Annotated in this window: 11 protein-coding genes; 1 reads left to right on the top strand and 10 read right to left on the bottom strand. The window is 66.4% G+C overall.

Annotated features, from left to right (window positions below; translation table 11 throughout):
- Nucleotides 1–196 precede the first annotated feature (196 nt).
- The 10 genes from AB1Z25_RS08335 to leuC all read right to left on the bottom strand — a co-directional run bounded on the left by AB1Z25_RS08335 (nt 197) and on the right by leuC (nt 12559).
- Entirely contained in the window at nt 197–2689 is a 2493-nt protein-coding gene (locus AB1Z25_RS08335; protein WP_486637011.1) for a type IV pilus assembly protein FimV, read from the bottom strand.
- A gap of 435 nt (nt 2690–3124) precedes the next feature.
- Nucleotides 3125–5410, bottom strand: coding sequence for a motility hub landmark protein FimV (locus tag AB1Z25_RS08330; protein ID WP_486637010.1), 2286 nt, complete (start codon nt 5408–5410; stop codon nt 3125–3127).
- A 218-nt stretch (nt 5411–5628) separates the two neighbouring features.
- Nucleotides 5629–6639, bottom strand: a complete 1011-nt coding sequence (locus AB1Z25_RS08325; protein ID WP_486637009.1) for an aspartate-semialdehyde dehydrogenase — start codon at nt 6637–6639, stop codon at nt 5629–5631.
- 152 nt (nt 6640–6791) lie between these two features.
- Nucleotides 6792–7904 carry an aspartate-semialdehyde dehydrogenase gene (asd, locus tag AB1Z25_RS08320; RefSeq protein ID WP_486637008.1) on the bottom strand — a complete coding sequence of 371 codons (1113 nt, stop codon included), beginning with the start codon at nt 7902–7904 and terminating at the stop codon, nt 6792–6794.
- Nucleotides 7905–8084: 180 nt separating this feature from the next.
- Entirely contained in the window at nt 8085–9149 is a 1065-nt protein-coding gene (gene leuB, locus AB1Z25_RS08315; protein WP_043592101.1) for a 3-isopropylmalate dehydrogenase, read from the bottom strand.
- A 13-nt stretch (nt 9150–9162) separates the two neighbouring features.
- On the bottom strand, nt 9163–9474 hold the full coding sequence (locus AB1Z25_RS08310) for a hypothetical protein (RefSeq protein ID WP_486637007.1): 312 nt from the start codon (nt 9472–9474) through the stop codon (nt 9163–9165).
- The gene (locus tag AB1Z25_RS08305) at nt 9471–10250 is read right to left on the bottom strand and encodes a class I SAM-dependent methyltransferase (RefSeq protein WP_107798731.1); all 780 of its coding nucleotides are present in this window, start codon (nt 10248–10250) and stop codon (nt 9471–9473) included. The genes AB1Z25_RS08310 and AB1Z25_RS08305 overlap by 4 nt, the downstream gene beginning before the upstream one ends.
- A 13-nt stretch (nt 10251–10263) precedes the next feature.
- Nucleotides 10264–10902: a 3-isopropylmalate dehydratase small subunit gene (gene leuD, locus AB1Z25_RS08300; protein WP_235089035.1), complete on the bottom strand. Its 639-nt coding sequence runs from the start codon at nt 10900–10902 to the stop codon at nt 10264–10266.
- A gap of 93 nt (nt 10903–10995) precedes the next feature.
- Nucleotides 10996–11133, bottom strand: coding sequence for an entericidin A/B family lipoprotein (locus tag AB1Z25_RS08295; RefSeq protein ID WP_081544472.1), 138 nt, complete (start codon nt 11131–11133; stop codon nt 10996–10998).
- A 19-nt stretch (nt 11134–11152) separates the two neighbouring features.
- The gene (leuC, locus tag AB1Z25_RS08290) at nt 11153–12559 is read right to left on the bottom strand and encodes a 3-isopropylmalate dehydratase large subunit (RefSeq protein ID WP_486637006.1); all 1407 of its coding nucleotides are present in this window, start codon (nt 12557–12559) and stop codon (nt 11153–11155) included.
- A gap of 170 nt (nt 12560–12729) precedes the next feature.
- Between leuC and AB1Z25_RS08285 the strand changes: the two genes are divergently transcribed.
- A complete protein-coding gene (locus AB1Z25_RS08285; protein WP_107798728.1) occupies nt 12730–13509 on the top strand; it encodes a helix-turn-helix transcriptional regulator in 780 nt (259 codons plus the stop codon).
- The last annotated feature ends 22 nt before the right edge of the window (nt 13510–13531 follow it).

Genomic DNA, 13531 nt, shown 5'->3' with positions numbered 1-13531 from the left:
CGTCGTTTCAGCAATAAAGCACTCACTCTACCTTATCCTGCCCGGTTTGCGCCACGACCAAACGATGACGTTTGCTGCGAACGCACGAGAAAAGCGCCCAACCGCGGCATAAGACGCCGTCGAAGCAAAACGAAAAGAGGCCGGCTCGCGTCAAGCGCGGCCGACCTCTTCCATGCGCGCGGGCGCGACCGGCGCTTTAGCGGCCGGCCTCCTTCATCAAGGCGTCCGCGGTTTCCTTGTCGCCCATCTCCAGATACAGCTTGGCCAACTCCATTTTCTCCTCGTCCGGGCTCGCCGCGGCTGCCGGCGCGGGAGCCGGTGCTGCCGCGACGGGCGCGGGTGCCGGTGTGGGCGCTGCCGCGACGGGGGCCGCGGGAGCGGCCACAGGCGCAGGCTCGGCGGCTGCGGGCGGCGGCGCATCCGCCGCCGGCTCGGGCTTGGCCTGGGCAAACAGCGGATGGCCTGGCGCGACGGTCTGGCCGATTTCGCACACCCTCATCCATAAGGTGCTGTCCTTGCCGAACACGCCCTTGGCGGTGGTGGCCTCGGCGATGAACATCTGCTTGTCCTGCTGGGTGGACAAGACTTCCAGCAATTTGTAGCGCAAATCCTGCCGCATCGGCTCGTGAGCCAAGCCTTCGCGCAGAATCTCCAAAGCCTGGTCGTCGCGGCCGTAGGCCAGGTAGACGTCGGCTTCGGCCACCCGGTCCACCGAGGACAGGTCGATGCCGTCGCCCTTCTTCAAAGAGCTCATCAAGGTCGTCAACGGCCCCAACATCGACGCGCCCGCCGCCGTGCCGCTCAAGGCCGGCGCGGCTGGCTCGTCCTTGCCGCCGCCCTTGCGTTTGCGCCGCGCCAGCAGCAAGGCCACCAGGCCCAGCGCCGCCGCCGCCCCGCCCAGCTTCCAGCGCATGGACTCGTCGGACAAGGTCGCGGCCAATTCGTCCGTCCAGCCATTGGCCGCCGCGGTGACCGGCGCAGCCTTGCTGTCGACGGGCGTGGCCGGCGGCGGCTCGTGCTGAGCGGCAGCTTCGACAACCGGAGGCTTCTCCGCGTGTTCCGGCGTCGCCGCCTGCGGCGCGGACGCCGCCGCGACCGGCATGGAACTGACGGCCGCCACCTTGGGTTCCGGCTTGGATTCCGGCTTGGTCTCGACCTTGGGCTCCGGCGCTGACTCGGGGCCGGGCTCTCTTTCCGCCGGCGCTGGGGCCGGCGCGGCCTTGGCCGCCGCCTGGCGCTGGTAATCCTGGATTTTCTGTTCCAGCGCCTTGGCCCGCTGCTCGGCTTGCTGCAGGGCCTGGTCTTGCCGCTGCAGCATCTGCTGCAAATGCCTCTCCTGCTGCGACGGCGCGGCCGCTTGCCTCGGGGCTTCCGCCGCCGGAGCCGGTTTGGACGCTTCCTTGGCGACAGGCGGATGCGCCGGCGCGAGCGGAGCGGCCGGCTTGGCCGCCGATTTGGCTTCTACGGGTTTGTGCTCCTGAGGTTTGGATTCCGGCGGCTTGTGTTCCTGCCGCGCGGCTTCCGGCTGCTTGCGTTCCGGGGGCTTCTGCGCCGGAGGCTGATGTTCCTGCGGCGCGCGCGCCTGGGGCTTGCTGTCTTGCGGCGCGCTTTTCTCAGCCGCGCGGGCCTCGGGCGAAGCCGCCGGCCGCTTAGGCTCCGCGGCGCGGGCGGCGCTCTGGCCGCGCAGTTGCCACTCCGATGGATATTCCAGCGCCACGCCGGCGCGCAGGCGGTTGGCGTCTCCGGCGATGAAGGCCTCGGGATTGCCTTGCAATAGTTGCTGTGCCACCGCGCCCGACTCCCCGCCGCCGCGCACGCGGCTGGCGATGCCGGACAGCGTGTCGCCCTTGAGCACCCGGTACACTTTCAAACCCTGCGTCTTGGCGACGGGAGCCGGCTTGGCCGCCGAATGGGGATCCAGCAACACCGAGTAGTTTTTCTGCGCCTTGAGCTTGCCCGCCGCCACCTCCAGCCGGAAGGCCAGCATCGGCTCGGTCACCGGCTGCTCAGTGCGCAATTGCACATTAAAGCGGCCCTTGGCCACTTTTTCGACGTGGGGCACGATGGAAGCCACCAGGCGCACTTGCTGGGCGTTGGGCTCGCCCTGCGCCGCCACAGCGAACAAGGCCAGCCGCGGCGGGTCCGCCTGATCCAAGGCGCTGCCCTGCAAAGTCAGCTCCAACAGCAAGGGTTCGCCCAGACGGGAACGCAAGCGGGCGTCGCTCAGGCCCAAGGAATCCAGCCGCGGCGAGGCGTCGACGCCGGCCAGCGGCTTCTTGCCCTCCTCCCGCGCCGGCGCGGGCTTGTTGCGCGGGCCGTCTCGCCGATAATCCACTTCGAATTCGCGCACTAACCGGCCCGCCGGCCAACTCAGATCCACGGCGAAGCGCAGCAGCGGCTCCGGATAACTGGCGGCGCCCTTGACCTGGATTTTCTGAACATTGCCGTCCGGTTTGCGGACGATGGAAAACTGCAGGCTGCCGGCGGAACCGCTGTAAGTGGACAACAGCGGATAGCGGTTGCGATCCGCCAGACCCACCAGCACATTGTCGGAGGGCTCCTCGTCCACCACCGGAATTTCCGCCAGGAAAGGCTCGCCATCGGCGGACAACACCCGGATCGGCCCCAAGCCGGCCGTAGCGGCCGCCGCCAGACCAAGACCGGCCAGCAGCGACGCGATTTGACTCATGCGTGTCTTGAAAGACATGAACGAATTTCCCCACCCTCATTCTTCGAAGCCGCCGCGCCGCTTGCCTTGGCCGGCAGCCGGGTCTCGACAGGCCCTTATAACGTTTTAATTATTGCAACGAAACTATACAACAACCACTTAGCGAGGATAAATCGGGCGTCCCCGCCTCATTGCATCCAGGCAATGGCCAAAAAAGCCACACATTTTCCGGTTTTTCGCCTAAAAACCACGCACTGGCGCGGGATCGTCAAGCGGCGGGAGGAGTGACTCCATCCCGCCGCTCATTGCCTTTGAAGCTGCCCCATATCCGCAGCGCCGCATCGGACGTTCACGACGAGCGCCGCTTCGCAACCCTCATGCGCCAAGCGGACACCTACTTTCTCAGCCGTTGTCGCCTTGGCTCGCGAGACATTGAACCGGCTTTCAGCCTCTATCTCAGGCGCTGATCGTGGCCAGCAAGGCCTCGGCCTCCGCCTTGAGCGGTCCCTGCGCCTCGGCGATCAGATCCTGCAATACTTCTTTGGCGCCGTCGCGGTCTCCCATGTCCAGATATACCTTGGCCAGGTCCAGCTTGGTGGCCAGCGGGTCGTCCAGCACCGACATGCCTTCGGCCTGCGCCGCCGCAGGGGCTTCCGCCTCGGCGGCCGGCGTTTCCGCCAACATGTCCTCGTACAGGGACTCGAAGCCCGCGGGCGGGGCCGCTTGCGGCGCCGGCGCTTCCGCTGCGGCCGGCGCTTCCGCCGCCATGCCTTCCAGATTGAAATCGAAGTCCAGCAAATTGTTTTCCGCCGGCGCCGCGGGCGCGGGCTCCGGCTTGGGTTCGGCCGCGGGCGGCGTCAGCTCCGTGTCCAGATCGAAATTGAGCAGATTGGCTTCCTCCGCCTTCTCCTCCTCGGCCTGAGGTTCGGCGAACAGCGCGGCCAAGGGATCGTCCTCGGGCGCGGCCGCTTCCGGCGCGGCAACCGGTTCAGGCGCGGCGGCCGGCTCCGTCGGCGCGGCCTCAGGCTCGCCGAACAATTCCCGGTCCAGATCGATGCCGCCCGGAGGCGACGTCGGCGCGGGCGCGGCTTCGATGTCCTCGCCCTCGCCGTCCGACAAGTACAAAGAGTTGGTCGGGTCTATCGAGCGCCCCATCGCCGCTGCCTTGGCCCAGATCGGACCATGGCCGTCGAAGGTGGCGTGCATTTCCCGCGCCAGTTTTTCAAAGCTGGCGACGTCCGGCCGCGCCGCGTAGATCTCCATCAGCTTCAGCCTGACTTCCTGGCGCGACGGATCTTTAGCCAGCGCATCCTTGAGGATGTCCTCGGCCTGCACGTCGCGGCCGTAGGCGATGTACACCTCGGCTTCCGCCACCGGGTCGACTTCGGCCGCATCGATGGCGCCGGCCGCCTGGGTGAAGTTGCTCATGAAGGAATGGCCGCCGCCCACCGACGGCGGCTCCATGCCGGAAGACGCGCCGCGGCTCAGAGCGGCGCTGGTATTGTTGGCGGACAGCGACAAGGGCTTGCCGCCCTTGCGCCGGCGCGCCAGCAGCAGGCCCAGAGCGCCCAACAGGCCCAGGCCGGCCACGCCGCCGCCCACCAGCGGCAGGTGGTCTATCACTTTATCCAGCAGCGAAGGTTCCGGCGGCGGAGGCGGCGCCGCCGGCTTGGCTGCGGGCTTGTGCTCCGCCGGGGCGGGCTTGGCCGCGGGCGCCGGGGCCGGCGCGCTGGCGGCGTGCGCGGGAGCGCTGGCCGCCGCCGGCTCGGCCGCGGCCGGAACGGCACTGGGGCTGGAACTGGGCATGGCCGGCAAAGGCTTGCCGGCCTGCAAGGCCTTCAATTGCTCTTCCAGCGCGCTGATGCGCGCCTCCGCGTTTTTCAGCGCCTGCTCGCGCGCCGCCACTTGCTGCTCGAGATCGGTCAGCTTGCCGCCGCCCGGCTCGCTGGGCACCAGCTTCAGCACATCGGCGCCGGACTTGGCTTCGCCCGCCGACGCAGCGGGCTGGCCGCCCAGAATGCTGGCCACCTGAGCGGCGCTCAGGGCTTTGATCTTGCGGCTGGTCGGCACTTTCAGCACCGCGCCCAACTTGAGGCGGCTGACGTCGCCGTCGACAAAGGCGTCGGGGTTGGCCTGGGCCAGCGCGGCCATGGTCTGGTCCAGCGTGGCGCCGCGCGGCCTCACCTTGCCGGCCAGGCCGCGCAGGGTGGAGCCGGACTTCACTTTGAGAATGCCGGGCTGCGGCCGCGCGATGGGCGCGACGTTGCCGCGGTAGCGGCTGGACAGATTGTTGTCGGCGTAGCTGGGCACATCCTGCACAATGTTGGCGGACGGCGAGGCCATAGAGTAATTGCTGGGGTCCAACAGCACGGTGTACTCGCGCACCGCGCGTCCCGACGAGGTCTTGGCCTCCACCACGAAGCGCAGATAGGGGTCGTTGATGGGGCCGGAAGAACTGATGCGTATCATGGCGCCGCGCGAGCTGGGCGCCACGCTGAAGCGCAGCATATTGAGCACCGTGGCGTAATCGACGTTCAAATCCTGAAACGTATCCGCCCCGGCCAGCCCTATCCTCGCGCTCTCCAGTTCCGCCGCCCTTACCCCGGTCAATTCGATATCGGCGCGGAACGGCTCGCCCAGATTGGACCTGACGTTGATTTTCCCCAGCCCTGCCCAGGCGCTGGCGGAGCAGGCCAAAGCCACCGCCAGAACGCCGATTCTGATTTTTGCCTGATGTGTCACTGTCAACCTTCCGGCACGGTTTATCTTGATTTTATTTGCGCTGGCCCAGCGGGCGCAGACGGTAACTGTTGCAATCTTAGGCCCTGCGGCTGTTTTTAGCTAGATTTCATAATGACGCCGTTTACCCGCGATTTCCGCCGCAGCCATGAAACAGGGCGGCACTCTCGCGAATGCCGCCCTCTGTCCGCGCGATGCGCGGCTTCAGCCAAACCGCCGGATCAGATCAAGCCATTCTGCTTTAACAGAGTTTCGGCGATATTCACGCAATTGAGCGCGGCGCCGGCCTTCACATTGTCGGCGGCCAGCCAGAAACTCAGCGTCCGGCCCTTACCGCGCAGGCGGCTGACCCACACCGCCTCGTTGCCGGTGGCTTCCATCGGCGTCACATAGCCGCCCAGCTTGTCCGCGGCCACCACTTGCAAGCCTGCCGCAAGCAGACGTTTGCGCGCTTGCTCCATGTCAAATTCATGTTCGAATGCCGCGTTCACCGCCCAGGCGTGGCCAAAGAATACCGGCACGCGCACGCAGGTGGCCTCCACTTGCAACTGCGGCAGATCCAGCAGCCGCGTCAATTCGCGCTCCACCGAGCGCTCTTCCTCGGACGCGCCGTCCGCGTCCAGCGCGCCGATCTGCGGCAACACGTTGAAGGCGATGCGCTTGTCGTAGACCCGGCTTTCGGTCTCGCGCTGGGAGAACAGCGCCGTGGTCTGGTCCGCCAGCTCTTCCATCGCCGCCTGGCCGCTGCCGGACACCGATTGATAAGTGGCCACCGACACGCGCTGCAAACCCAGCGGGCGCAGCGCCGCCAGCGCCAGCGCCAGCGGCGTTACCGTGCAATTGGGCGCGGCGGCCAGCGCGGCTTCGCCGGCGTCCGCCAGCAAGGCGCCGTTGATGGCGGGAATCACCAGCGGCACGCTGTCGTCCTCGCGGAAGGCGGAACTGAAATCCACCACCGCCGCGCCGGCCGCGCGCGCCAGCGGCGCGTACTCGCGCGCCAGCTCGCTGCCGGCCGCGAAGATGGCCAGCGCCACGTTTTCAAAGGCGAAACCGTCGATGGGATGCACGTCCAGCTCCAGATTGCCGTAGGCGGCGGTCTCGCCTTCCTTGTCCGCCGCGTCCACGGCAAAGACCCGGCCAACGGGCAATTGGCGCTGGGCCAGCAGTTCCAGTACCGCCTGGCCCACCAGACTGGTGGCGCCGACTACGGCGAGCTGAATAGAGTTCGACATCGCTTTACTTTCTCAATCAATCATTGCAAACAGAATACCGCGCGCAAAAAAGGGCACCTCAGTGCCCTTTTCAACTAGGCCGCGCGTTTGACGCGCGGCTCGGCAGTAGGTGCTCGCCAAGGCGAGCCTCAGGCTGCCGCCATTCTACCCTGTCAGCGCTCGATCAGGATACGCAACATGCGACGCAGCGGTTCGGCCGCGCCCCACAGCAGTTGGTCGCCCACGGTGAAGGCGGACAGGTATTCGCCGCCCATCGCCATCTTGCGCAGGCGGCCCACCGGCGTGGCCAGCGTGCCGGTCACCGCCGCCGGGGTCAGCTCGGCCATCGAGGCCTCGCGGGTATTGGGCACCACTTTGGCCCAGGGATTGGCGGCGGCCAGCATGGCTTCGATCTCGTCCAGCGGCACATCGCGCTTGAGCTTGATGGTCAAGGCCTGGCTGTGGCAACGCATCACGCCCACGCGCACGCACAAGCCGTCCACCGGCACCGGGTTGGCGGAGCGGCCCAGGATCTTGTTGGTTTCCACGCCGCCCTTCCATTCTTCCTTGGATTGGCCGTTGCCCAGGTCCTTGTCTATCCAAGGGATCAGGCTGCCGGCCAGCGGCACGCCGAAGTTCTGGCTGGGGAAATCGTCTGCGCGCAGGAAGTCCGACACTTTGCGGTCGATATCCAGAATGGCGGACGCCGGGTCCGCCAACAGGCCGGACACCTGGGCGTTGATCGCGCCCATGCCGGACAGCAGTTCGCGCATATTCTGCGCGCCGGCGCCGGAGGCGGCCTGATAGGTCATGGAGGTGGCCCACTCCACCAGATCGTTCTGGAACAGGCCGCCCAGCGCCATCAGCATCAGCGACACGGTACAGTTGCCGCCGACGTAGTCCTTGACGCCGCGCGCCAGGCCCTGCTCGATCACCGCTTTATTGACCGGGTCCAGGATAATGATGGCATTGTCTTCCATGCGCAGCGCGGAAGCCGCGTCCACCCAGTAACCGTTCCAGCCGGCGGCGCGCAGCTGCGGGTAGACTTCATTGGTGTAATCGCCGCCCTGGCAGGTGACGATCACGTCCATGGTCTTGAGTTCGGCGATGTCCTTCGCGTCTTTCAGCGCCGGGGCGTCGCGGCCGATGTCGGGGGCTTTGCCGCCCACATTGGAGGTGGTGAAGAACACCGGCTCGGCGATCGCCGCAAAATCGTTCTCTTCGCGCATGCGCTGCATCAGCACGGAACCCACCATGCCGCGCCAGCCAACAAAACCTACTCTCACTGGGTCTCTCCTGGTATCTGTCTGTCAAATCGTCGCGCCCGCCTGTGCGGCGGGCGGCTGTAATGTTGTCACCCCATTGTGCAGCGCGATAAAGCGTCAGGCAATGGGGTATTTCGTTTTTATTGTATTCAAATCAGAACAGACGGTTCGCCCGGCGCAAGCCGGGCGGACCACTGCCATTTACAGCGCCGACACCACCGCATCCCCCATCGCCGAGCAGCTGACCTTCTCGCAGCCGGCCTCGTAGATGTCGGCGGTGCGCAGGCCGCGCGCCAGCACGGTTTTCACCGCGTTTTCCACCCGCTGCGCCGCGTCTTCCAGGCCGAAGGTGTAGCGCAGCATCATCGCCGCGGACAGGATGGTGGCCAGCGGATTGGCCAGATTCTGCCCGGCGATGTCCGGCGCCGAGCCGTGCGAGGGCTCGTACAGGCCCTTGTTGTTTTCGTCCAGCGAGGCCGACGGCAACATGCCGATGGAGCCGGTCAGCATCGAGGCCTCGTCCGACAGGATGTCGCCGAAGATATTGCCGGTCACCATCACGTCGAACTGCTTGGGATTGCGCACCAGCTGCATCGCCGCGTTGTCCACGTACATATGGGACAACTCCACCTGCGGATACTCCTTGGCCACATCTATCATCACCTCTTTCCAGAACTCGGTGGTTTCCAGCACATTGGCCTTGTCCACCGAGCACAAGCGCTTGTCGCGCTTCATTGCGATGCCGAAGGCGACATGGGCGATGCGGCGCACCTCGCCCTCGCTGTAGCGCATGGTGTTGTAGGCCTCGCGCTCGCCCAGCTCGTTGACGGCGATGCCGCGCGGCTGGCCAAAGTAAATGTCGCCGGTCAGCTCCCGCACAATCATGATGTCCAGGCCGGACACCACTTCCGGCTTCAGCGTGGAGGCGTTGGCCAGTTCCGGGTACAGGATGGCCGGGCGCAGGTTGGCGAACAGGTTCAAATCCTTGCGGATGGCCAGCAGGCCGCGCTCCGGCCGCAGCGGACGCTCCAGCTTGTCGTAGGCCGGGCCGCCCACCGCGCCCAGCAGCACCGCGTCGGATTCGCGGCACAGCTTCTGGGTGAACTCCGGATACGGCTGGCCGAAGGCGTCGTAGCCGGCCCCGCCCAAGGGCGCCTGTTCGGTTTCGATGGGCAGACCGTCCTTGCGCAGCACTTCCAGCACGCGCTGCGCCTGGGCGATGATTTCCGGACCGATGCCGTCACCCGGCAAAATGGCGATTTTCATACTGTTTTCCTTTTCAGTCTTGAGGACCGCGCCGGGTCAGCCGCTCCAACAGCGCCCGCTCGCAACATTTGAATACGATATAAGCCGCCATCGCGGCATAGCCGGACGCCAGCAGTTCCAGCAATTGGCGCAACGCGCCGTCCATCGCCGCCTGCCAGCCGGCGTCCAGCCACAGCTTGAAATTCAATTGCAACAACAGGGCCAGATTGACCGTGCCCGCGCCGAACACCAGAAAGCTCAAGCCCAGCAGCGCGAAGGCCCAGCAGGGATGGCGGTGCAGCCAGGCCATCGCGCCGCGACGGCCGTCGCCGCGGGCGGCGTTCATGTTCTGGCCCACAACACCATCACGTCGGCGCTGAAGCTGCCGTCCGCCTCGATGGCGAAATAATCGCGCACCTCCCGGCCCATGCGCTGCTGCAGCAGGCGGATGGCCGCGGCCATCTCCGGCGGCGTGCGCATGCGCGCGGTCCAGGCGTCGAAGGCCAGCCGCAGCCGCTGGCGGCGCAGGCTGTCCACCGCGAAGCCGGCCTCGGCCAGCATCGCCAGCCATTCTCCGGCGCTGTAATCGCGCACGTGGCTGGAATCCCGCAGCACCTCCACCGCCTGCAGATGCGTGTCCAGCAAGGGCTGCCCTGGAGACATCACGTCGATCAGCGCCAACCGGCCGCCCGGCTTCAGCACTCGCCGCGCCTCGCGCAGCGCCAGGCCCACATCGCCCCAGTGATGGGCGGAATAGCGGCTGAACACCAGATCGAAATCGCCGTCGGCAAAAGGCAGCCGCTCCGCCGCGCCCTGCCGCGTGCTCAGATTATCCAGGCCGCGCCGGGCCGCTTCCGCCGCCACCACCTCCAACATGGCGGCCGACAAATCGTAAGCCACCACCTCCCGCGCCGCCTCCGCCACCTGAAAGCCAACATGGCCGGCGCCGCAGCCCAGGTCCAGCACCCGCGCCGCGCCATGCTCCGCCGCCGCCTGGCGCAGCTCGGCGAACTCCGCGCCTTCCGCATGCACCTGGCTGCTCAGATAGGCGGCGGCCTGGCCGCCGAACTGCTGCTCCACGTGCTGCTTATGCGCGTGGCCGCCCTGCTGTAGCGCGCTCATCGCCGGCCGCCGTTCAGGCGAACAGCCACGGCTGCTCGCCGCGGCGCTTGGCTTCGAAAGCCTTGATTTCGTCCGCATGCCGCAAGGTCAGGCCAATCTCGTCCAGGCCGCCCAGCAGGCAGTGCTTGCGGTGCTCGGTGATGTCGAAGGAGAACACCTGTCCGGCCGGCGTGCTCACCGTCTGCGCCGCCAGGTCCACGGTCAGTTGATAGCCTTCGGCGGCCGCGCATTCGCGGAACAGCTGATCCACCGCGTCCGCCGCCAGCACGATGGGCAGCAGGCCGTTCTTGTAGCAGTTGTTGAAGAAGATGTCGGCGAAACTGGGCGCGATCACCACGCGGAAGCCCTGGTCGTCCAGCGCCCACGGCGCGTGCTCGCGGCTGGAGCCGCAGCCGAAGTTCTCGCGCGCCAGCAACACCTGCGCGCCCTGATAGCGCGGCAGGTTGAGCACGAAGTCCGGGTTCAGCGGCCGCTTACTGTTGTCCATGCCCGGCTCGCCGTGATCCAGGTAACGCCATTCGTCGAACAGATTGGGACCGAAGCCCGAGCGCTTGATGGATTTCAAGAACTGCTTGGGAATGATGGCGTCGGTATCCACATTGGCGCGGTCCAAGGGACAGGCCAAACCGGTCAGGGTGGTAAATGCTTTCATCGTCAATGCCGTTTCCGGGCGCTGGCGCCCGCCTTCATTTAGAGAGTGCGAGGAGACAACCGCCCCGGCGGACGCCGGGGGCGGGCCGCCGCATCACATTTTGTTGGACACGTCCTTGGCGGCGTTTTCAATCGCCTGCCCGCCCTTGGACACGTCCTGGCCCACGCCCTTCACCGTATTGCAAGCGCTCAGGGTCAGCGCGGCCAGTACCAACAACAGCAGTTTTTGCATGATTCTCTCCTTGGAACGGTTACAACGAACGCACATCGACGAAATGACCAGTGACGGCGGCGGCCGCCGCCATCGCCGGGCTGACCAGATGCGTGCGGCCGCCCTGCCCCTGACGGCCCTCGAAATTGCGGTTGGACGTGGACGCGCAACGTTCGCCCGGCAACAGGCGGTCCGCGTTCATCGCCAGGCACATGGAGCAGCCCGGCTCGCGCCACTCGAAGCCGGCGGCCAGGAACACCTGGTCCAGACCCTCGGCCTCCGCCTGCGCCTTCACCAGGCCGGAGCCCGGCACCACCAGCACCTGCTTCACATTGGCGGCCTTGTGGCGGCCCTTGGCCACGCTGGCGGCCTCGCGCAAATCCTCGATGCGGCTATTGGTACAGGAACCGATGAAGACGATGTCCACCGCGATGTCGTGGATGGGGGTGTTGGCCTGCAAACCCATATAGCTGAGCGCGCGCTCAATGCCGTTTTTCTTCACCGGATCGCTTTCCCGCGCCGGGTCCGGCACCGCGCCGTCGATATCCACCACCATCTCCGGCGAAGTGCCCCAGGTCACCTGCGGCAGAATCTCCTCCGCGCGCAGCACCACTTCCGCGTCGAATACGGCGCCCGGATCGGAACGCAAAGTGCGCCAATACGCCACCGCCTGCTCCCACTGCTCGCCCTTAGGCGCAAACGGCCGGCCTTTTACATAATCGATGGTCTTCTGGTCCGCCGCCACCATGCCCGAACGCGCGCCGGCCTCGATCGCCATATTGCACAAGCTCATCCGGCCTTCCATCGACAGGCTCTCGATGGCCTCGCCGGCGAACTCGATCGCATAGCCGGTACCGCCGGCGGTGCCGATCTTGCCGATGATGGCCAGCGCTACATCCTTGCCGGTGATGCCGCGGCCCAATTGGCCATCCACCCGCACCAGCATATTCTTGGACTTCTTGGCCACCAGACACTGCGTGGCCATCACATGCTCCACCTCGGAGGTGCCGATGCCATGCGCCAGCGCGGCGAAAGCGCCGTGGGTGGAAGTGTGGCTGTCGCCGCACACCACCATCATGCCCGGCAGCGTGGCGCCCTGCTCCGGCCCCATCACATGCACAATGCCCTGGCCCTTGTCCTTGAACGGGAAATACGCCAGCGCGCCAAAAGCCTTGATATTGGCATCCAGCGTTTCCACCTGCTGACGCGAGATCGGGTCCTTGATGCCCTCGTCCCAATGATCGGTGGGCGTGTTGTGGTCCGCGGTGGACACCACCGAATCCACGCGCCACAGCGGGCGGCCCGCCAGCTTCAGCCCCTCGAACGCCTGCGGGCTGGTCACCTCATGCACCAGGTGGCGGTCGATGTACAGCAAGGCCGTGCCGTCCGCCTCCTGGCGCACCACGTGGCTGTTCCATAATTTGTCGTACAAGGTCTGTGCGGTCATGGTGTTTGCTCGAATCCGGTTATTCAACTTGAGACTGCCGCCGGCGCCGCGGGTTTCCGCGCGCCGGGCACAAGGCTCTGCTCCGTGGACTTATCTTGGAGCCAAACTTTCCCGGCAACAAGCCAGTTGCTTATACTAGTAGCGATACTAATACCCAGAGCCCTACGCCCATGACCGCCAGCAAAGACAGCGCGCCGCTGGGCCAATTCATCCGCGCCCACCGCGAGCGCCTGAGCCCGGAACAAGCCGGCCTGCCGCCCGGCCAGCGCCGCCGCGCCAAAGGCCTGCGCCGCGAAGAAGTGGCTGCGCTGTGCGACATCAGCACCACCTGGCTGACCTGGATAGAACAAGGCCGCACCCAATCCGTGTCCGCGCCCACCCTGGCCCGGCTGGCCGAGGCGCTGCGCCTGACCGCCGCCGAGCGCGACTACCTGTTCAATCTGGCAGGCCTCAAAGACCCGGAACCGGAATGGCGCGGCCCGTCCGAACAGGCCAAGGCACTGTTAAAGCAGGCCACCGCCCATATCGATTCCCCCGCCTACGTGCTGGACGCCGAATGGCGCGCCGTGGCCTGGAACCCGCCGGCCCAAAGGCTGTTCCGCGACTGGCTGGGCCGGCCGGACGCCAGCCGCAGCCTGCTGGACTTCATCTTCCTGGCCCCGGAAGCGCGCAGCTTCATCGACCAATGGGCGGAGCGCGCCGGCCGCATCGTCGCAGAACTGCGCGCCGATCTCAGCCCGCGGCTGAATCAGCCCGCCATGGCCGCGATGATTGCGGCGCTGGAAGCGAAAAGCCCGGAATTCCGCCAATACTGGCAACAGCAGGACGTGCAAGGCCGCGAAGGCGGCAGCCGCGTGTTCCACCACCCCAGCGCCGGCCGCATCGAGCACCAGCAAATCACCCTCAAACTGGCCCAGGCGCCGGAATACAAGCTGGTGATGCTGCTCTGAGCGCATGCCGGGGACATGGCCA

The sequence above is a fragment of the Chromobacterium sp. HL1 genome, assembly GCF_057418835.1.
Note: the sequence above shows the minus strand (reverse complement) of the source record. Positions and strands in the feature narration are given on the sequence as shown.